The organism is Streptomyces corchorusii, assembly GCF_001514055.1.
Taxonomy (GTDB): Bacteria; Actinomycetota; Actinomycetes; order Streptomycetales; family Streptomycetaceae; genus Streptomyces; species Streptomyces olivaceoviridis.
Genome location: NZ_KQ948358.1, coordinates 119,150 through 136,793, shown reverse-complemented (window position 1 = coordinate 136,793; position 17,644 = coordinate 119,150). Strand labels below are relative to the sequence as shown.

Sequence of the window (17,644 nt, the reverse complement as noted above, 5' to 3'; positions counted from 1 at the left end):
ACCCTAGGGCACGCGCGCGATGAGGTAGCGGAAGACGTTCGGCATCCACACGGTGCCGTCCGGGCGGCGGTGCGGGTGCAGGGCCTCCGTCAACTCCTTGTCGACCTGTTTGGCGTCGGTCGCCGCGATCGCCGGGTCGAACAGGCCGGTGGACAGCAGCCCCCGTACGGCACTGTCGAGGTCGGCGTACCCGAACGGGCAGGCGACCCGGCCCGAGCCGTCCGGCTTCAGCCCGGACCGCTTGGCGACATCCTCCAGGTCGTCGCGCCGGGCGGCCGGCCGGCCGCGCGCGCCGCGCAGCGGATCGGCCAGCTTGGCGGCCACCCGCAGCACCGAGGAGGTGGCGCAGCGCTCCGGTGGTCCCCAGCCGGCCAGCACCACGGCGGCCCCCCGCCCGGCCAGCGGCAGCGCTTCGGCGAGCAGGTCGTCCAGCCCCTCGGCGTCGCCGGCGAGGCCGCCGACCGGCTCGAAGGCGGTCACCAGGGTGTACGCGCCCGCCTCCGGGCCGCCCGTGGCCGCGGGCGGGCCGTCGAGGAGTTCCGCGGCCGTACGCGCGCGCGTGCCGCGTCCGCCGTCGCCGCCCCGGCCGGGCGGGGCGTCCGGCAGCAGGCGCTCGCGCGCGAGGGCGAGCCGTTCGGGGGAGGCGGAGTCGACACCGGTGACCGCGGCGCCCCTGGAGGCCGCCATCAGCAGGGCGAGCCCGGAACCGCAGTTCAGCCCCAGCAGCCGGGTGGCGGGGCCCACTTCGAGTCGGTCGTACACGGCTTCGTAGAGCGGTACGAGCATCCGCTCCTGGATCTCGGACCAGTCACGCGCGCGTGCGCTCAGGTCCACGCGGGGTGCGGACCCCGCGCGGGACGTGTGCTGCCGCACGAGCGTAGGTGTCATAGGTAAGCGCCCCAATCCGCCGACAGTTCGCCGCCGCGCCCGGTTGCGTGCCCCCGTGCCGTGCGCGCGCCCTTCCCACGTATGCCAGGTAACTCCCGGCTCGCGGTGGCGTCCAGGGGTCGTGGGGCCCGGCTTGGGGTGAGGGTGCCGGTGTGGCGAGATTTCACATCCCGGCAATCCGGAGGGCCCTACCGTGTCGGCTCCCGGGCGACGGGCCGGTGACGCAGGTCGCAGCGGTACGCGGTAACGTCACGCAGGCCGTGGACGCTGACCCGGGTGAGGGCGCGCGCCGAGAGCGGCCGAAACGCCCCTTGCGCAGCAGCCGGTCCTCGTCGCCCCAGGGCTCACCGACGGTGCGTAGCGCGGACTACGCACCGGCTTGGGAGGAGCTGCGACGCTTCTCCGCAGATCAGCGCACCCGCCCTCGTCAGGACGCATCAGCGGCAACTGACGGGTACGTGCAAAATTATTTGGGATGCCCCGGAATAGGAACACAGCGGCCCTCCCGCTCGTTGTCATTACGTGAGCACGACACAGACACCACCTGTTCTCGCCGCAGAGCTGGCGCAGGCGTGGGCCGACATTCAGCGGTACCACCCCGAGCTGCCCGACCTTGCCGCGCCTGAATCCCTGATCGGGGAGTCGTCGTCCGCGTGCGGGCACGAACTCTCCTTCGAGAGGCTGCTCCATGAGGCAGTCCACGGCATCGCCGCCGCCCGCGGCGTCCGCGACACCTCCCGGGCGGGCCGTTACCACAACCGCCGTTTCCTCGCCATCGCCGAGGAGCTGGGCCTGGACCACCCCGAGGAGCCGCACCCGAGCAGCGGTTTCTCGCTGGTCACGCTCAACGCCGAGGCGAAGCGGCGCTACCGCCCGACCATCGAGCGGCTCCAGCGCGCCCTGAAGGCCCACACGGTGGCCACCTCGGCCGACACCTCCCGCACCTTCCGCGGCCCGGCCGCCCGGCACGGCTCCTCCGGTGGCGGCGTCCGCGTCAAGGCGGTGTGCGACTGCGGCCGCAACGTCCGGGTGGTGCCCTCGGTCCTCGCCCAGGCCCCGATCGTCTGCGGCGGCTGCGGCAAGCCGTTCAGGATCCCGGAGGTCGTGGGAGCGGCGTAGCGGTCACGGCTGCTCGTGGCAGCCGTGACCGGTGGCGACCCGCGACCTCGCAGCACCGGGCTGCGCACCCGACGTGACCTCACCTCCACGCCGGGTGCCTCGCCGGCATGCCCGGGCAGAGCTCGCGCACCCTCGGCCGAGAGCGGCCCGCGGGGTATGGCAGAATGGCTAGCTGTACTCGACAGCCGCACAGGACCCCTCTCTCCTCCGGCTGACGCGTCCATCGGGCACTCGGGTACCGCAACCCCACGCGGCAACTCGCCGTGCCCAACCACGTCAAATCCAGGAGAACCCACTCCCGTGGCAGTCAAGATCAAGCTGAAGCGTCTGGGCAAGATCCGTTCGCCTCACTACCGCATCGTCGTCGCCGACTCCCGTACCCGCCGTGACGGCCGGGCCATCGAGGAGATCGGCAAGTACCACCCGACCTACAACCCGTCGGTCATCGAGGTGGACGCCGAGCGTGTGGCGTACTGGCTCGGCGTCGGCGCCCAGCCGACCGAGCCCGTGCTCGCCATCCTGAAGAAGACCGGCGACTGGCAGAAGTTCAAGGGCGAGCCGGCTCCCGCGCCGCTGCTCGTCGCGGAGCCGAAGGCCGCCCGCCCGTCGTTCGAGGCTCTCGGCGGTGACGACGAGGGCAAGGGTGAGGCGATCACCCAGAAGAAGAAGGCTGAGAAGAAGGACGAGGCCGCTGCCGAGTCCGAGTCCTCCGAGGCCTGAGCAGCATGCTCGAAGAGGCGCTTGAGCACCTCGTGAAGGGCATCGTCGACAACCCTGACGATGTGCAGGTCGCCTCGCGCAACCTGCGCCGCGGGCGCGTGCTGGAGGTCCGGGTCCACCCGGACGACCTCGGCAAGGTGATCGGCCGCAACGGCCGCACCGCGCGCGCCCTGCGCACCGTCGTGGGCGCCATCGGCGGTCGCGGTGTCCGCGTCGACCTGGTCGACGTGGACCACGTCCGCTGACGCTTCATCGCAACCGGCTCGGGCCGGGGAGGGCCTCAGGGCCGTCCCCGGCCCGCAGTCGTACGACAGGAGATTTGGACAGGTGCAGCTCGTAGTCGCACGGATCGGCCGTGCCCATGGCATCAAGGGCGAGGTCACCGTCGAGGTACGTACCGACGAGCCGGAACTCAGGCTCGCGCCCGGCGCCGTACTCGCCACGGACCCCGCCTCGGCGGGACCGCTGACCATCGAGACCGGGCGCGTCCACAGTGGCCGCCTCCTGCTGCGCTTCGCGGGTGTCACCGACCGCAACGCCGCCGAGGCGCTGCGCAACACCCTGCTGATCGCCGAGGTGGACCCCGAGGAACGGCCCGAGGGCGAGGACGAGTACTACGACCACCAGCTCATCGACCTCGACGTCGTCACCGAGGACGGCACGGAGGTCGGCCGGATCACCGAGATCTCGCACCTGCCCACGCAGGACCTGTTCATCGTCGAGCGCGCCGACGGCAGCGAGGTGCTGATCCCCTTCGTGGAGGAGATCGTCACCGAGATCGACCTGGCGGAGCAGAAGGCGGTCATCGCGCCCCCGCCCGGCCTGATCGACGACCGCGCCGAGATCGCCTCCGCCCGGGACGAGTCCGGGGACGACGGCGCATGAGGCTCGACGTCGTCACGATCTTCCCGGAGTACCTGGAGCCGCTCAACGTCTCCCTCGTGGGCAAGGCACGCGCGCGTGGGCAGCTCGACGTCCGGCTGCACGACCTGCGCGCGTGGACGTACGACCGGCACAACACGGTGGACGACACGCCCTACGGCGGCGGCCCCGGCATGGTCATGAAGACCGATCCCTGGGGGGACGCCCTCGACACGGTCCTCGCCGACGGCTACGAGTCGGGCGCCCGGGAGCCCGCGCTGATCGTGCCCACGCCCAGCGGCCGCCCCTTCACCCAGGAACTGGCCGTCGAGCTGTCCGAGCGCCCCTGGCTGATCTTCACCCCGGCCCGCTACGAGGGCATCGACCGGCGCGTCATGGACGAGTACGCGACCCGGATGCCGGTCCACGAGGTCTCCATCGGCGACTACGTCCTCGCCGGCGGTGAGGCGGCCGTCCTGGTCATCACCGAGGCCGTCGCCCGGCTGCTGCCCGGCGTCCTCGGCAACGCGGAGTCCCACCGCGACGACTCCTTCGCCCCCGGCGCGATGGCCAACCTCCTGGAAGGCCCCGTCTACACCAAGCCGCCCGTCTGGCGCGGCCGGGACATCCCCGAGGTGCTGCTCAGCGGCCACCACGGGAAGATCGCCCGCTGGCGCCGTGACGAGGCCCTGCGCCGCACGACCCTGAACCGCCCCGACCTGATCGAGCGCTGCGACCCCAAGGCCTTCGACAAGAAGGACCGCGAGATGCTCTCCATCCTGGGCTGGGAACCGGACCCGGACGGGGAGTCGTACGGCCGATTTTGGCGCCGGGCCGAGGGCGTGGAACAATAGACCGCTGTTGTGCGCCCGTCCGGCGTGCGCCCCTGCCACAGGGGGACACGACGCCCGCCCCGACCCGCACGGCAGACTCCTGTACACCTAGCTCCCGTTGATGACCTGTGGCATCAGCGAAGAAAGCAGACGAAATGTCTCACCTGCTCGACTCCGTCGACTCCGCGTCGCTGCGCAGCGACATCCCGGCCTTCCGCCCGGGTGACACCGTCAACGTCCACGTGCGCGTCATCGAGGGCAACCGCTCCCGTGTGCAGCAGTTCAAGGGCGTTGTGATCCGCCGCCAGGGCTCCGGTGTCCGCGAGACCTTCACGGTCCGCAAGGTCTCGTTCTCCGTCGGCGTCGAGCGCACCTTCCCGGTGCACACCCCGATCGTCGAGAAGATCGAGCTGGTCACCAAGGGTGACGTGCGCCGCGCCAAGCTGTACTACCTCCGTGACCTGCGGGGCAAGGCCGCGAAGATCAAGGAGAAGCGCGAGAGCTGAGCGCTTCCCGGCCGTCACAGCGGAGCCGGATAGCATCTGGCCCCGATGGACACCGAAGCACAGCCGACGGAACGCGACCGCTCCTCCCACCCCGGTACCCCGGGGGCGGAGGGCCGGTCGCGTTTCGCGTTGGTGTCGCGGGTCGCCGAGTGGCTGCCCGGCGGCAGGATCACCCTCACGCTCTTCCTCTGCCTGGCGTTCGTGCTGGTCCTCAACGCTTTCGTGGTGCAACCGTTCCAGATCCCGAGCGGATCCATGGAACAGGGATTGAGGATCGGCGACCGCGTTCTCGTAAACAAGTTGGCGTACCGTTTCGGTGCCCGGCCGCGCCGCGGCGACGTGATTGTCTTCGACGGCACCGGGTATTTCGGGGACGCCGACTACATCAAGCGCGTGGCCGGTGTGGGGGGAGACCATGTGGTCTGCTGCGACAAGAAGGGGAGGATCGAGGTGAACGGCCGACCGGTCGACGAGACGGCGTTCCTCTATCCCGGGGACAGCGCCTCCAGCGTGCCCTTCGACATCGCCGTGCCCCCGGGCCGCCTCTTCGTCCTCGGCGACCACCGCAGCGACTCCAGCGACTCCCGCGACCACCTCGGCTCGCCCGGCGGCGGCATGATCCCCGTCGGGGACGTCATCGGCCGGGCCGACTGGATCGTGTGGCCGTACCGCCACTGGACGCACCTGACCCGGCCGTCCGCCTACGCGCGCGTGCCCGCCGCCCCGACCGGAGGCGCCCATGGGTAACCGCGGCAAACCGCGCGGGGTGCCCAGCACGCCCGCCGACAACCTGCTGCCCACCGGGGTACGCCGCACCTCCGCGCCCGGCGGTGGCCGCACGCGCGCGGAGCGGCGGCAACTGCAACGCAAGGTCAAGCGCAAGCGCAGACGGTCGGCCGTCCGGGAGATCCCCCTCCTGGTCGGTGTCGCCGTCCTCATCGCGCTCGTCCTGAAGACGTTCCTCGTGCAGGCGTTCGTGATCCCGTCCGGGTCCATGGAGGAGACGATCCGGATCGGCGACCGGGTCCTGGTGGACAAGTTGACCCCGTGGTTCGGCTCCGAGCCGCAGCGCGGTGACGTCGTCGTGTTCCACGACCCGGGCGGCTGGCTCCAGGACGAGCAGACCGCCAAGAAGCACGACCCCGTCGTCGTCAAGCAGTTCAAAGAGGGCCTCACCTTCATCGGCCTGCTGCCGTCCGACAACGAGAAGGACCTGATCAAACGGGTCATCGGGGTCGGTGGTGACCACGTCAAGTGCTGCGACGCCCAGGGCCGCGTCACCGTCAACGGCGTCCCGCTCACCGAGGGCGACTACCTCTACCCCGGGGACGTGCCGTCCGCCATGCCCTTCGACATCACCGTCCCCAAGGGCCGGCTGTGGGTGATGGGCGACCACCGGGGCAACTCCGCGGACTCCCGCTCCCACCAGAACACGGCCTACGGCGGCACGGTCTCGCTGGACTCGGTGGTCGGCCGGGCCATGGTCATCGGCTGGCCGGTCGGTCACTGGACGCGCCTGGAAGAACCTAAAACCTTCGCAAGCGTCACCGACTCGGCGCCGGGTACGACCGCTGCTCCCCAGGCGTCGCATAGGGTTGCCTCCGAGAATCCGAACGGAATGACCCAGCTCCCGACCCCTGCGGAACTCCCGCTCGTTATGGGAGTGGTGGGCCTGCGCCGGGTGTGGCGCGGGCGGCGGCACAGAGTGAGGAGTTGGCGTGGGGGATGTGGCGGTTGGCGCACGGTCGGGACACGACGGCGAGGAGCACCGCAGGCACCCTGTGGAACCGGACGTTCCCGTACCGGGCAGCGCCATGAGCTCCGGGAATGACGCGGCGGCGGGCGACGAGGGCACGCCGGAGGGCGAGCCGGAGCCGCGTGGCGACGGCCCCGGCGGGGGCGCGGCGGCCGTACGGCCCAGGCAGCCGCGGTCCTTCTGGAAGGAACTGCCGATCCTGATCGGCATCGCGCTGGTCCTGGCGTTGCTGATCAAGACGTTCCTGGTGCAGGCGTTCTCGATCCCGTCCGACTCGATGCAGAACACCCTCCAGCAGGGCGACCGGGTGCTGGTCGACAAGCTCACGCCGTGGTTCGGGTCCAAGCCCGAGCGCGGTGAGGTCGTCGTCTTCCACGACCCGGACAACTGGCTGGCCGGCGAGCCGACGCCGACGCCGAACCCGGTGCAGAAGGTCCTCAGCTGGATCGGCCTGATGCCGTCGGCGGAGGAGAAGGACCTGATCAAGCGCGTGATCGGGGTCGGCGGCGACACGGTCGAGTGCAAGGGCAGCGGCCCGCTGAAGGTCAACGGCAAGGCGCTGAACGAGCCGTACGTCTACCCGGGCAACACGCCGTGCAGCGTGGACGACCAGGGCGGCCAGTTCAAGGTCGAGGTCCCCAAGGGCTTCATCTGGGTGATGGGCGACCACCGCCAGAACTCCCGTGACTCCCGGTACAACCAGTCCGACCGGAACCACGGCATGGTCCCCGTCGACAAGGTCGTCGGCCGCGCGATCGTCAAGGCCTGGCCGATCAACCGCTGGGGCACCCTGCCGATCCCGGACACCTTCGACCAGCCCGGCCTGAACGAGCAGTCCTCCTCCGCCGCGTCCCTGACGGTGGCCCCCGAGGGCATCGCCGTCGCGGCGGTCCTGCCGGTGGTGGTGTGGCGGCGCAGGCGCGCGGAGTTCACGAAGCGGTAAGCGGCCGTCCCGGCCGGGCGAGAGGGGCTGCCCCCGTCCGGTACCGCCGGGTAGGGTGCGGGTCCATGGGTGGCGAGAGCATGACGCGTACGGCCCCGCAGGGCGGCGGCACCGGCACGGCACAGGCCGGCGGCGGCAGCCGGCTCGGGCAGCGGCTGTCCGGACTGGCCGTGGCGCTGGGTCTGGTGCTGTTCCTCGGCGGCTTCGCCTGGGGAGGGCTGGTCTACCGGCCGTACACCGTGCCCACCAGCTCGATGACCCCCACCATCGACGCCGGTGACCGGGTGCTGGCCCAGCGCGTCGACGGCGACGAGGTGCGGCGCGGTGACGTGGTCGTCTTCGAGGACAAGACCTGGGTCAGCAACGCCAAGGTGGTCAAGCGCGTGGTCGCCGTGGGCGGGGACACCGTCTCCTGCTGCACGAACGGCAAGCTGACCGTCAACGGCAAGCAGATCGACGAGCCGTACCTGCCCGAGGGCAGCCTCGCCGAGATCAAGAACTTCGCCAGGGTGACCGTCCCGGAGGGCCGGCTGTTCCTCCTCGGCGACGAACGCCAGGGCTCCCTGGACTCCACCGCCCACCTCACCGACACCGCACAGGGCACCGTGTCCCGTGACGCCGTGTCCGCCCGCGTGGAGGCCGTGGTCTGGCCCTGGAAGGGCACGCTCAAGCGCCCCACGGGCTTCGAGACGCTCGGCGCCCTCTCCGAGCCCGGCCCGCTGCGCACGATCGAGCTGCTGATCGTGGCCGGCGCGGTCCTGGTCCTCGGCGGCGGCGCCTACGGCCCGATCGCGGGCCGCGTGAGCCGCTCCCGTGCCCGCACCGCCCGTCCGGAGACGGCCGGTGTCCGCTGAGACCACGCGGCCGGCGGGGGAGTCGTACGAGGGCGAGGACGGGGCCGGCCCGCGGAAGGTGGCCCGGGTCGTCCTCCTCGACCCCGAGGACCGCATCCTGCTCCTGCACGGCCACGAACCGGACGACCCGGCCGACGACTGGTGGTTCACGCCCGGCGGCGGCCTGGAGGGCGCCGAGACGCGCGAGGAGGCCGCGCTGCGGGAACTCGCCGAGGAGACCGGCATCACCGACGTCGAACTCGGCCCCGTGCTCTGGCGGCGGCGGTGCTCGTTCCCGTTCGCGGGCCGCCGCTGGGACCAGGACGAGTGGTACTACCTGGCCCGTACGACCCAGACGGCCACCGCGGCGACGGGCCTGACGGAGCTGGAGCGGCGCAGTGTCGCCGGAGCGCGCTGGTGGACGTGTCAGGAACTGACCCGGGCGCATGAGACGGTGTATCCGACCAGACTCGCCGAGCTGCTGCGCACGCTGCTCGTCGAAGGTCCCCCCGCCCGGCCCGTGACCCTCGACACGGAAATCGTCTGAGGGTTCCCGGGACTGGCGCACAATGGGGGGATCGCACGGCTGAAGGGGAACATGCCATGAGCGCCGAGGACCTCGAAAAGTACGAGACCGAGATGGAGCTGAAGCTCTACCGGGAGTACCGAGATGTCGTCGGTCTGTTCAAATACGTGATCGAGACCGAGCGGCGGTTCTACCTCACCAACGACTACGAGATGCAGGTGCACTCGGTGCAAGGTGAAGTCTTCTTCGAGGTCACCATGGCCGATGCCTGGGTCTGGGACATGTACCGGCCGGCTCGTTTCGTGAAGCAGGTCCGGGTGTTGACGTTCAAGGACGTGAACATCGAGGAGCTGAACAAGAGCGATCTGGAGTTGCCGGGCGGGTGACGGGCCGACGGGGCGGCGGGTGACCGGGTGGGCGGCGCGGACGGGTGACGGGGTTTTCCACAACCGCTGAGTAGTCCACCAAGATCAACACCGCTAGGCCGGATGCGTGACCGTGGGCGCCGGAGGTGGTGCCGACATGAACAAGGCACGCAACGGACTCGGCAGGTACGGCGAGGACCTGGCCGCACGGCGGCTGGCCGCACAGGGAATGACGATCCTGGAGCGCAACTGGCGCTCCGGCAGGTCCGGCGAGATCGACATCGTGGCCAGGGACGGCGACGCCCTGGTCGTCTGCGAGGTGAAGACCCGCAGGGGCGGCGGCTACGAACACCCGATGGCCGCGGTGACCCCCGCGAAGGCGGCCCGGCTCCGCGCACTCGCCGAGCACTGGATCCAGGCCCACGGAGGAGCCCCACCGGGCGGCGTCCGCATCGACCTCGTCGGCGTCCTGCTGCCCCGCCGGGGCGCCCCGTCCGTCGAGCACGCGCGGGGGGTGGCCTGAATGGCGTTCGCCCGTACGTGCTCGGTCGCCCTGGTCGGCGTCGAAGGCGTGGTCGTCGAGGTCCAGGCCGACCTCGAACCCGGAGTCGCGGCCTTCACCCTGGTCGGCCTGCCGGACAAGAGCCTGACGGAAAGCCGCGACCGGGTGCGGGCGGCGGTGGTGAACTCGGGCACGGCGTGGCCGTCGAAGAAGCTCACCGTCGGACTCAGCCCGGCCTCCGTCCCCAAGGCCGGCTCGGGGTTCGACCTGGCCGTCGCCTGCGCGGTGCTCGGTGCCGCCGAACGGATCGATCCCCGCGTCCTCGCCGACATCGTCATGATCGGCGAGCTGGGACTGGACGGCCGGGTGCGCCCGGTCCGGGGCATCCTGCCGGCGGTCCTCGCGGCGGCCGACGCCGGGTACGAGCAGGTGGTCGTGCCCGAGTGCGCCGCCGCCGAGGCCGCGCTGGTCCCCGGTGTGTCCGTGCTGGGTGTCCGCAGTCTGCGGCAGCTCATCGCGGTCCTGACCGAGGAACCCGTCCCCGACGAGACACCGGACGAGCAGGGGCGGCCCGATCCCCTCCTGGCAGGGCTGCGCGTCCCGGGCACGGGCGCCGCCACCGGCATGCACAGCATCGGCGCCACGCACCACGACCACGATCACGACCTGGCCGATGTCGTCGGGCAGATCTCCGCCCGCACAGCCGTGGAGGTGGCAGCGGCCGGCGGACACCACCTGTTCCTGGAGGGGCCGCCCGGCGCGGGCAAGACCATGCTCGCGGAGCGCCTGCCCGCCGTGCTCCCCCGGCTCACCCGGGAAGCGTCGCTGGAGGTCACGGCCGTGCACTCGGTCGCCGGGCTGCTGCCCCCGGGCAAGCCGCTCATCGACGTCGCCCCCTACTGCGCCCCGCACCACTCGGCGACGATGCAGTCACTCGTCGGCGGCGGACCGGGCGTCGCCCGGCCCGGCGCGGTGTCCCTCGCCCATCGCGGCGTGCTGTTCCTGGACGAGGCGCCCGAGTTCCACAGCCAGACGCTGGACGCCCTGCGACAGCCGCTGGAGTCGGGGCACGTCGTCATCGCGCGGAGTGCGGGCGTGGTCCGGTTCCCGGCGCGGTTCCTGATGGTTCTGGCGGCCAATCCCTGTCCCTGCGGACGCTTCTCACTCCGCGACTCGCTGTGCGAGTGTCCGCCGTCGGCGATCCGCCGCTACCAGTCCCGGCTGTCCGGCCCGCTGCTGGACCGGGTGGATCTGCGTGTCGAGGTCGACCCGGTCACCCGGGCCCAGCTCACCGAGCCCGGCGCCCGCGGAGAGTCCACGGCGACCGTGGCCGACCGGGTGCGGCAGGCCCGGGAGCGGGCGGCGGCCCGCCTGACCGGCACCCCGTGGCGCACCAACAGCGAGGTGCCCGGCCGCGAGCTGCGCAGCCGGTACCACGCTGCCGCCGGAGCCATGGACGAGGCCGAACGCAACCTGGAACGGGGCGTGCTCACCGCCCGCGGGATCGACCGTGTCCTGCGCGTCGCCTGGACGGTCGCCGACCTCGTCGGACACGACCGCCCGGACGCCACCGACGTCGCCCTGGCCCTGCAACTGCGCACCGGTGTCCCCCGCGGAGTGCCGATGGCCATCGGAGCGCTGACGTGACCGGGGAGGAGGACCCCGGCGCCGAACTGCTCGGGCGGGTGTTCCTCGGGCGGGTCGTCGAGGCGGGGGACGAGGTCGGCGGGCGGTGGGTGCGGGAGTTCGGGGTGGGGGAGGTGGTGCGGCGGCTGCGGTGCGGCGGGGACGCCTTGCCGGGGGTGAGCGCGGCCCGGTGGGAGGGGCTCGTCGCGCGGGCCCGGCGGGCCGAGCCGGAGCAGGACCTGGAGCTGGCCCGGGCCGCCGGGGCGCGGTTCGTCCGTCCGGGGGACGCCGAGTGGCCCCGGCAGCTCGACGACCTCGGTGACGCGCGGCCCCTCGGGCTGTGGGTGCGGGGCCGGCCGAACCTGCGGATGTGGGCGCTCCGGTCCGTGGCCGTGGTCGGCGCCCGAGCCTGCACCGAGTACGGCGCCCACGCTGCCGCCACCCTCGCCTCCGGTCTCGCCGAGCGCGGCTGGGTCGTCGTCTCGGGCGGGGCGTACGGCATCGACGGCGCCGCCCACCGCGGCGCCCTCGCCACCCACGGCGCCACCGTCGCCGTCCTGGCCTGCGGCGTCGACCAGCCCTACCCCCGCGGCCACGCCGCGCTGATCGCCCGTATCGCGGAACAGGGACTGGTGGTGGGTGAGCTGCCGCCGGGCGACCATCCGACACCCAGCCGGTTCATCCTCCGCAACCGCGTCATCGCCGCGCTGACCAGGGGCACCGTCGTCGTGGAGGCGGCCTGCCGCAGTGGCTCGCTGGCCACCGCGCGGGCCGCGCAGCGCCTCGGCCGGTTCACCATGGGCGTCCCCGGCCCGGTCACCAGCGCCCTCTCCGCCGGTGTGCACGAACTGTTGCGCGGAGAGGCCACCCTGGTCACCGATGCCGCGGAGGTCATCGAACTGGTGGGCGACATGGGTGAGCTGGCGCCGGCCCGGCGGGGCCCCGTCCTCCCGCGTGACCTGCTGCAACCTGCCGCCCGCACGGTGCTCGCCGCCCTCCCCGGTGACCGCGCGGCCCCCGCCGAGGAGATCGCGCTGGGCGCGCGCACCACGCGGGACGAGGCGATCGCGAGACTGTACGAACTCCGAGCACTTGGTTACGTCGAACGACACGGCGACGGCTGGAAGTTGACACGCCAGGCGATGATCTCGGTCCGGAACGGTCACCGTCCGTGCTGACCGGCCGTGTTCGGCCGTCCGGGGGAACCCCCGACGCCCTTGGCGTTTCCCGGAGTTGGCGCCTCCGGCCGGTCACGCAGAGCGAGCCCCGGCATGGGGTCGCCCGACCGGCGCGAGCGCCCCGCGCACGGGTGGCGCAGCCCTGTTCGCGCACCGCGACTCCTCAGTCACGCTACGCTCACGAAGGCGGTGGCGCAGATCGCGCCAACCCCGCACCAGACCGTCACCTCACCCAGGCAGCCCCACTTCACCCCAGGAACCCCACCTCCACCCACTCCACGGCACTTCACGGCACTTCACGGCAGAACGGCACAAGGCGACGAATGCCCCAGCACACCTCCGGGTCCGACCGGGCGGCGATCCCCCCAGCCGCCCGCGACGGTGGCAGCGTGCGACCGCCCGCTCCCTCGACACTCGACGAGCTGTGGCGGTCGTACAAGGCGACGGGGGACGACCGGCTGCGGGAGCAGCTGATCCTGCACTACTCGCCGCTGGTCAAGTACGTGGCCGGCCGGGTCAGCGTCGGGCTGCCGCCCAATGTGGAGCAGGCCGACTTCGTCTCCTCGGGCGTGTTCGGGCTGATCGACGCGATCGAGAAGTTCGACATCGACCGGGAGATCAAGTTCGAGACGTACGCGATCACCCGGATCCGCGGCGCGATGATCGACGAACTGCGGGCGCTGGACTGGATCCCCCGCTCGGTCCGGCAGAAGGCGCGGAACGTCGAGCGCGCCTACGCCACCCTGGAGGCGCGGCTGCGGCGGACGCCGACGGAGGGGGAGGTCGCCGCCGAGCTGGGCATGGAGGTCGACGAACTGCACGCCGTGTTCAGCCAGTTGTCGCTGGCCAACGTCGTCGCCCTGGAGGAGCTGCTGCACGTCGGCGGCGAGGGCGGGGACCGGCTCAGCCTGATGGACACGCTGGAGGACACCGCCGCCGACAATCCGGTGGAGGTGGCCGAGGACCGCGAGCTGCGACGGTTCCTGGCGCGGGCGATCAACACGCTGCCCGAGCGCGAGAAGACCGTCGTCACCCTGTACTACTACGAGGGGCTCACCCTCGCCGAGATCGGCAACGTGCTCGGGGTCACCGAGAGCCGGGTCAGCCAGATCCACACCAAGTCGGTGCTCCAGCTGCGGGCCAAGCTGGCGAGCTTCGGGCGTTGACTCCTCCCTTCCGGGACGGCCTGTCCGTACAGTGGTCGACGTGCCAAGGATTCGAGCGGCCTCCGTGGCCGAACACCGGTCGATGCAGCGAGCCGCCCTGCTGGACGCGGCTCGGTCCCTGCTCTCCGAGGGCGGGACGGAGGCGCTGACCTTCCCGGCGCTGGCCGAGCGGACGGGGCTGGCGCGGTCGTCCGTGTACGAGTACTTCCGGTCCCGGGCCGCCGTGGTCGAGGAGCTGTGCGAGGTCGACTTCCCGGTGTGGGCGGCGGAGGTCGCGGCGGCGATGGAGCGGGCCGGGACGGCCGAGGGCAAGGTCGAGGCGTATGTGCGGCAGCAACTCGCGCTCGTGGGGGACCGGCGGCACCGGGCGGTCGTCGCCATCTCCGCGAGTGAGCTGGATCCCGGGGCCCGGGAGAAGATCCGGGCGGCCCACGGGGGGCTGGTCGCGATGATCGTCGAGGCACTGGAGGAGCTGGGACACGGGCAGCCCCGGCTGGCGGCGATGTTGTTGCAGGGGGTCGTGGACGCGGCGGTACGGCGTATCGAGCTGGGCGCCGCCGAGGATCCCACGGTGGTGACGGACGCGGCCGTCGCCATGGCGCTGCGAGGCGTGAAGGGCTGAACGACACCGCAGCGCCCTGAAGGGGGCGCGGGGAACTGCGCGAGTGACCCCGGCGGGCCTGCGGCCGGCTTGCGACGGTGGCGCCTCGCCTCGTGGCCCACTCCGTAGCCGCGGCACCGCAGTGCCCCGACAGGGGCGCGGGGAACTGCGCGAGTGGCCACGACGGGCCCGCGGCCGGCTTGCGACGGTGGCGCCTCGCCTCGTCGTCCACCCCTTAGCCGTGGCACCGCAGCGTCCCGGAGGGAGCGCGGGGAACTGCGCGAGTGGCCACGACGGGCCCGCGCCGGCTCACGACCGTGGCGGCCTCCCTTCGTCGCCCACCCGGAGCCAAGGCTCAGCCGACCCCGTGGCAAAGGCGCAGCCACCCCGCAGCCGACCCCGCTAGGACAGAACCGGCAGCAATCTCGACGGACCCCCGCCCAGCAGCCACGGTGGCAGCACGGACAGTGGGTTCAGGTACGCGTCGCCCCGCAGCAGACCCCAGTGCACGCACGTCCGTGTCCCGCAGTGGGACCCCGTCGGCTCCACCACCCCGACCACCGCCCCCGCCCCCACCTCCTGCCCTTTCCGGACCGACGCCCGCACCGGCTCGTACGTCGTCCGCAGATCCGTCCCCCGCAGTGCCACCGAGACCACGCCCCGCCCCGCCACCCGCCCCGCGAACAGCACCCGGCCCGGTGCGACCGCCCGTACGGGCGCCCCGGCCGGCGCTGCGAGATCCACCCCCCGGTGCCCGGGGCCGTACACCGTCGCCGGTGGTTCCCAGCCACGCAGGACCGGTGGGCGGACACCGACCGGCCAGGCGCGGGCCACCGGCGGCACCGGGGCCGTCGGAGGGCGCGGCGGCACCACGGGAGGCGTGTCCGCCCAGGCCAGAGGCGTGAGCAGGGCCGCCGCCAACCCCAGGACCAGGGCCGGCCACAGCAGCGCGCATCGCATCGTTCGTCGCATGCCGACACCGTCCCGCAGATCCGCCGATCGTGGTCCGGCCTGTGGACCATTCGCCGGTTGTGGACAGCGGCGTCACCCGGTGCCTCGCCGGTCCCGTACACTTCTTCTGGCGATCCGGGTCACCGGGTCGACTTCGCACGCCCCGGTACGACGGCCGGCAACGGTTCGTACCAAGCGCCCCTCGGTCCTTCGTGGCACGGCGCATCGCGGGCGTCAGGCGCGTCCGCCGTCCGGTGGACGCGGCACAACCGAGAACACCAAGGAGAAACGGCCATGGCCGTCGTCACGATGCGGGAGCTGCTGGAGAGCGGCGTCCACTTCGGTCACCAGACCCGTCGCTGGAACCCGAAGATGAAGCGCTTCATCTTCACCGAGCGCAACGGCATCTACATCATCGACCTGCTCCAGTCGCTGTCGTACATCGACCGCGCCTACGAGTTCGTCAAGGAGACCGTCGCCCACGGCGGCACGGTCATGTTCGTCGGCACGAAGAAGCAGGCGCAGGAGGCCATCGCCGAGCAGGCCACCCGCGTCGGCATGCCCTACGTCAACCAGCGCTGGCTGGGCGGCATGCTCACCAACTTCTCGACCGTCTACAAGCGTCTGCAGCGCCTCAAGGAGCTTGAGCAGATCGACTTCGAGGACGTCGCCGCGTCCGGTCTGACCAAGAAGGAGCTTCTCGTGCTCTCGCGCGAGAAGGCCAAGCTGGAGAAGACCCTCGGCGGTATCCGCGAGATGCAGAAGGTGCCCAGCGCCGTCTGGATCGTGGACACCAAGAAGGAGCACATCGCCGTTGGTGAGGCCCGGAAGCTGAACATCCCGGTCGTCGCGATCCTCGACACCAACTGCGACCCCGACGAGGTCGACTACAAGATCCCGGGCAACGACGACGCGATCCGCTCCGTCACCCTGCTCACCCGCGTGATCGCCGACGCCGTCGCCGAGGGCCTCATCGCCCGCTCCGGCGTCGCCACCGGCGACAAGGGCGAGAAGGCCGCGGGCGAGCCGCTCGCCGAGTGGGAGCGTGACCTGCTCGAAGGTGAGAAGAAGGACGAGGCTCCGGCCGCCGAGGCCGAGAAGCCGGCCGAGGCCGCTGCCGAGGCTCCGGCCGCCGAGGCCCCGGCCGCTGAGGCTCCGGCCGCCGAGGCCGACCAGGCCTGACGCCGATCCGTCAGCGTTCGACGGCGGGGGCGGGACATGACTCCGCCCCCGCTGTTCACCCGTAGGTCGGCACGACGTACGCGGTCCGCGACTACATGTGGGTCGCGACCGTGCGGATCTAAACCAGACTTCGAGAAAGACTCACAGACTCATGGCGAACTACACCGCCGCCGACGTCAAGAAGCTCCGTGAGCTGACCGGCGCCGGCATGATGGACTGCAAGAAGGCGCTGGACGAGGCCGAGGGCAACGTCGAGAAGGCCGTCGAGGCGCTGCGCATCAAGGGCCAGAAGGGCGTCGCCAAGCGCGAGGGCCGCTCCGCCGAGAACGGCGCCGTGGTCTCCATCATCGCCGACGACAACTCCTCCGGTGTCCTGGTCGAGCTGAAGTGCGAGACGGACTTCGTCGCCAAGGGCGAGAAGTTCCAGGCCGTGGCCAACGCCATCGCCGAGCACGTCGCCAAGACGAACCCGGCCGACCTCCAGGCCCTGCTGGCCTCCGAGATCGAGCCCGGCAAGACCGTCCAGGCGTTCGTGGACGAGGCCAACGCCAACCTCGGCGAGAAGATCGTCCTGGACCGCTTCGCGCAGTTCGCCGACGGCTACGTCACCGCCTACATGCACCGCACCATGCCCGACCTGCCCCCGCAGATCGGTGTCCTGGTCGAGCTCGACAAGCCGAACGCCGAGGTCGCCAAGGGCGTCGCCCAGCACATCGCCGCCTTCGCGCCGAAGTACCTCTCCAAGGAGGACGTGCCGGCCGACGTCGTCGAGTCCGAGCGCCGCATCGCCGAGGAGACCACCCGCGCCGAGGGCAAGCCCGAGGCCGCGATCGCCAAGATCGTCGAGGGTCGCCTCAACGGCTTCTTCAAGGACGCCACGCTGCTCGGCCAGCCGTACGCGCTCGACAACAAGAAGTCGGTCCAGAAGGTGCTGGACGAGGCCGGTGTCACCCTGAAGCGCTTCTCGCGCATCAAGGTCGGCATCTGAGTCCGTACCGCGATCGACGCGCGGCCCCCGGGGAAATCCACGAGGAAATCCCGATAGGGTCGACCGCAGTCGTCCGCGCACACCGCCACACCCCGGCGTG

The 17,644-nt window shown here is 71.7% G+C and carries 21 protein-coding genes; 19 read left to right on the top strand and 2 right to left on the bottom strand.

The window, feature by feature from the left end; genetic code table 11:
* Positions 1-3: 3 nt before the first annotated feature.
* The gene (locus AQJ11_RS21720; protein ID WP_208616580.1) at positions 4-888 is read right to left on the bottom strand and encodes a class I SAM-dependent methyltransferase; all 885 of its coding nucleotides are present in this window, start codon (positions 886-888) and stop codon (positions 4-6) included.
* A 522-nt stretch (positions 889-1,410) separates the two neighbouring features.
* On the opposite strand from AQJ11_RS21720, the gene AQJ11_RS21715 reads away from it, so the two are divergent.
* The 17 genes from AQJ11_RS21715 to AQJ11_RS21635 all read left to right on the top strand — a co-directional run bounded on the left by AQJ11_RS21715 (position 1,411) and on the right by AQJ11_RS21635 (position 14,444).
* The gene (locus AQJ11_RS21715) at positions 1,411-2,007 is read left to right on the top strand and encodes a hypothetical protein (protein ID WP_014675266.1); all 597 of its coding nucleotides are present in this window, start codon (positions 1,411-1,413) and stop codon (positions 2,005-2,007) included.
* Between the two features lie 300 nt (positions 2,008-2,307).
* Positions 2,308-2,727 (top strand): 30S ribosomal protein S16, encoded by a 420-nt coding sequence (rpsP, locus tag AQJ11_RS21710; protein WP_014675267.1) that lies wholly within the window; start codon positions 2,308-2,310, stop codon positions 2,725-2,727.
* A gap of 5 nt (positions 2,728-2,732) precedes the next feature.
* Positions 2,733-2,972 (top strand): RNA-binding protein, encoded by a 240-nt coding sequence (locus AQJ11_RS21705; RefSeq protein ID WP_003973401.1) that lies wholly within the window; start codon positions 2,733-2,735, stop codon positions 2,970-2,972.
* Between the two features lie 82 nt (positions 2,973-3,054).
* A complete protein-coding gene (rimM, locus tag AQJ11_RS21700) occupies positions 3,055-3,612 on the top strand; it encodes a ribosome maturation factor RimM (RefSeq protein ID WP_014675268.1) in 558 nt (185 codons plus the stop codon).
* Positions 3,609-4,442 carry a tRNA (guanosine(37)-N1)-methyltransferase TrmD gene (trmD, locus tag AQJ11_RS21695; protein ID WP_059264099.1) on the top strand — a complete coding sequence of 278 codons (834 nt, stop codon included), beginning with the start codon at positions 3,609-3,611 and terminating at the stop codon, positions 4,440-4,442. The genes rimM and trmD overlap by 4 nt, the downstream gene beginning before the upstream one ends.
* Before the next feature lie 134 nt (positions 4,443-4,576).
* Positions 4,577-4,927 carry a 50S ribosomal protein L19 gene (gene rplS, locus AQJ11_RS21690; protein WP_014675270.1) on the top strand — a complete coding sequence of 117 codons (351 nt, stop codon included), beginning with the start codon at positions 4,577-4,579 and terminating at the stop codon, positions 4,925-4,927.
* Positions 4,928-4,972: 45 nt separating this feature from the next.
* The gene (lepB, locus tag AQJ11_RS21685) at positions 4,973-5,674 is read left to right on the top strand and encodes a signal peptidase I (RefSeq protein WP_059264098.1); all 702 of its coding nucleotides are present in this window, start codon (positions 4,973-4,975) and stop codon (positions 5,672-5,674) included.
* Positions 5,667-6,758, top strand: a complete 1,092-nt coding sequence (lepB, locus tag AQJ11_RS21680) for a signal peptidase I (RefSeq protein WP_014675272.1) — start codon at positions 5,667-5,669, stop codon at positions 6,756-6,758. Before lepB (AQJ11_RS21685) ends, lepB (AQJ11_RS21680) begins: the two co-directional genes overlap by 8 nt.
* Positions 6,646-7,626 (top strand): signal peptidase I, encoded by a 981-nt coding sequence (lepB, locus tag AQJ11_RS21675; RefSeq protein WP_086011585.1) that lies wholly within the window; start codon positions 6,646-6,648, stop codon positions 7,624-7,626. The genes lepB (AQJ11_RS21680) and lepB (AQJ11_RS21675) overlap by 113 nt, the downstream gene beginning before the upstream one ends.
* A 65-nt stretch (positions 7,627-7,691) precedes the next feature.
* On the top strand, positions 7,692-8,480 hold the full coding sequence (gene lepB, locus AQJ11_RS21670) for a signal peptidase I (protein WP_059264097.1): 789 nt from the start codon (positions 7,692-7,694) through the stop codon (positions 8,478-8,480).
* Entirely contained in the window at positions 8,470-9,006 is a 537-nt protein-coding gene (locus tag AQJ11_RS21665; RefSeq protein ID WP_014675275.1) for an NUDIX hydrolase, read from the top strand. Before lepB (AQJ11_RS21670) ends, AQJ11_RS21665 begins: the two co-directional genes overlap by 11 nt.
* A gap of 56 nt (positions 9,007-9,062) precedes the next feature.
* Complete coding sequence (locus AQJ11_RS21660) at positions 9,063-9,371, top strand: DUF2469 domain-containing protein (protein ID WP_014675276.1); 309 nt, start codon at positions 9,063-9,065, stop codon at positions 9,369-9,371.
* A 136-nt stretch (positions 9,372-9,507) separates the two neighbouring features.
* Positions 9,508-9,873, top strand: coding sequence for a YraN family protein (locus AQJ11_RS21655; protein ID WP_059264096.1), 366 nt, complete (start codon positions 9,508-9,510; stop codon positions 9,871-9,873).
* Positions 9,874-11,499 (top strand): YifB family Mg chelatase-like AAA ATPase, encoded by a 1,626-nt coding sequence (locus tag AQJ11_RS21650; protein WP_059264095.1) that lies wholly within the window; start codon positions 9,874-9,876, stop codon positions 11,497-11,499. It abuts the gene before it with no gap.
* Positions 11,496-12,656: a DNA-processing protein DprA gene (gene dprA / locus AQJ11_RS21645; protein WP_059264094.1), complete on the top strand. Its 1,161-nt coding sequence runs from the start codon at positions 11,496-11,498 to the stop codon at positions 12,654-12,656. Before AQJ11_RS21650 ends, dprA begins: the two co-directional genes overlap by 4 nt.
* Before the next feature lie 323 nt (positions 12,657-12,979).
* Positions 12,980-13,822, top strand: coding sequence for an RNA polymerase sigma factor WhiG (whiG, locus tag AQJ11_RS21640; RefSeq protein WP_030649029.1), 843 nt, complete (start codon positions 12,980-12,982; stop codon positions 13,820-13,822).
* A 64-nt stretch (positions 13,823-13,886) separates the two neighbouring features.
* Positions 13,887-14,444, top strand: a complete 558-nt coding sequence (locus tag AQJ11_RS21635) for a TetR/AcrR family transcriptional regulator (RefSeq protein WP_058082059.1) — start codon at positions 13,887-13,889, stop codon at positions 14,442-14,444.
* Positions 14,445-14,825: 381 nt separating this feature from the next.
* Here the strand turns inward: AQJ11_RS21635 and AQJ11_RS21630 are convergent, their stop codons facing one another.
* Entirely contained in the window at positions 14,826-15,395 is a 570-nt protein-coding gene (locus AQJ11_RS21630; protein WP_244218315.1) for a M23 family metallopeptidase, read from the bottom strand.
* 273 nt (positions 15,396-15,668) lie between these two features.
* On the opposite strand from AQJ11_RS21630, the gene rpsB reads away from it, so the two are divergent.
* Both rpsB and tsf read left to right on the top strand, forming a co-directional pair.
* Positions 15,669-16,556, top strand: coding sequence for a 30S ribosomal protein S2 (gene rpsB / locus AQJ11_RS21625; protein ID WP_059264093.1), 888 nt, complete (start codon positions 15,669-15,671; stop codon positions 16,554-16,556).
* A gap of 151 nt (positions 16,557-16,707) precedes the next feature.
* Entirely contained in the window at positions 16,708-17,544 is an 837-nt protein-coding gene (gene tsf, locus AQJ11_RS21620) for a translation elongation factor Ts (protein WP_014675283.1), read from the top strand.
* The last annotated feature ends 100 nt before the right edge of the window (positions 17,545-17,644 follow it).

Bases quoted from the DNA above. Each gene is read 5' to 3' on its own strand.
- rplS (WP_014675270.1), top strand. From the start codon at position 4,577: ATGTCTCACCTGCTCGACTCCGTCGACTCCGCGTCGCTGCGCAGCGAC.
- AQJ11_RS21630 (WP_244218315.1), bottom strand. From the start codon at position 15,395: ATGCGACGAACGATGCGATGCGCGCTGCTGTGGCCGGCCCTGGTCCTG.
- AQJ11_RS21705 (WP_003973401.1), top strand. From the start codon at position 2,733: ATGCTCGAAGAGGCGCTTGAGCACCTCGTGAAGGGCATCGTCGACAAC.
- AQJ11_RS21655 (WP_059264096.1), top strand. From the start codon at position 9,508: ATGAACAAGGCACGCAACGGACTCGGCAGGTACGGCGAGGACCTGGCC.
- tsf (WP_014675283.1), top strand. From the start codon at position 16,708: ATGGCGAACTACACCGCCGCCGACGTCAAGAAGCTCCGTGAGCTGACC.
- AQJ11_RS21660 (WP_014675276.1), top strand. From the start codon at position 9,063: ATGAGCGCCGAGGACCTCGAAAAGTACGAGACCGAGATGGAGCTGAAG.
- whiG (WP_030649029.1), top strand. From the start codon at position 12,980: ATGCCCCAGCACACCTCCGGGTCCGACCGGGCGGCGATCCCCCCAGCC.
- AQJ11_RS21720 (WP_208616580.1), bottom strand. From the start codon at position 888: ATGACACCTACGCTCGTGCGGCAGCACACGTCCCGCGCGGGGTCCGCA.
- lepB (WP_014675272.1), top strand. From the start codon at position 5,667: ATGGGTAACCGCGGCAAACCGCGCGGGGTGCCCAGCACGCCCGCCGAC.
- lepB (WP_059264097.1), top strand. From the start codon at position 7,692: ATGGGTGGCGAGAGCATGACGCGTACGGCCCCGCAGGGCGGCGGCACC.
- trmD (WP_059264099.1), top strand. From the start codon at position 3,609: ATGAGGCTCGACGTCGTCACGATCTTCCCGGAGTACCTGGAGCCGCTC.
- lepB (WP_059264098.1), top strand. From the start codon at position 4,973: ATGGACACCGAAGCACAGCCGACGGAACGCGACCGCTCCTCCCACCCC.
- AQJ11_RS21650 (WP_059264095.1), top strand. From the start codon at position 9,874: ATGGCGTTCGCCCGTACGTGCTCGGTCGCCCTGGTCGGCGTCGAAGGC.
- rpsB (WP_059264093.1), top strand. From the start codon at position 15,669: ATGGCCGTCGTCACGATGCGGGAGCTGCTGGAGAGCGGCGTCCACTTC.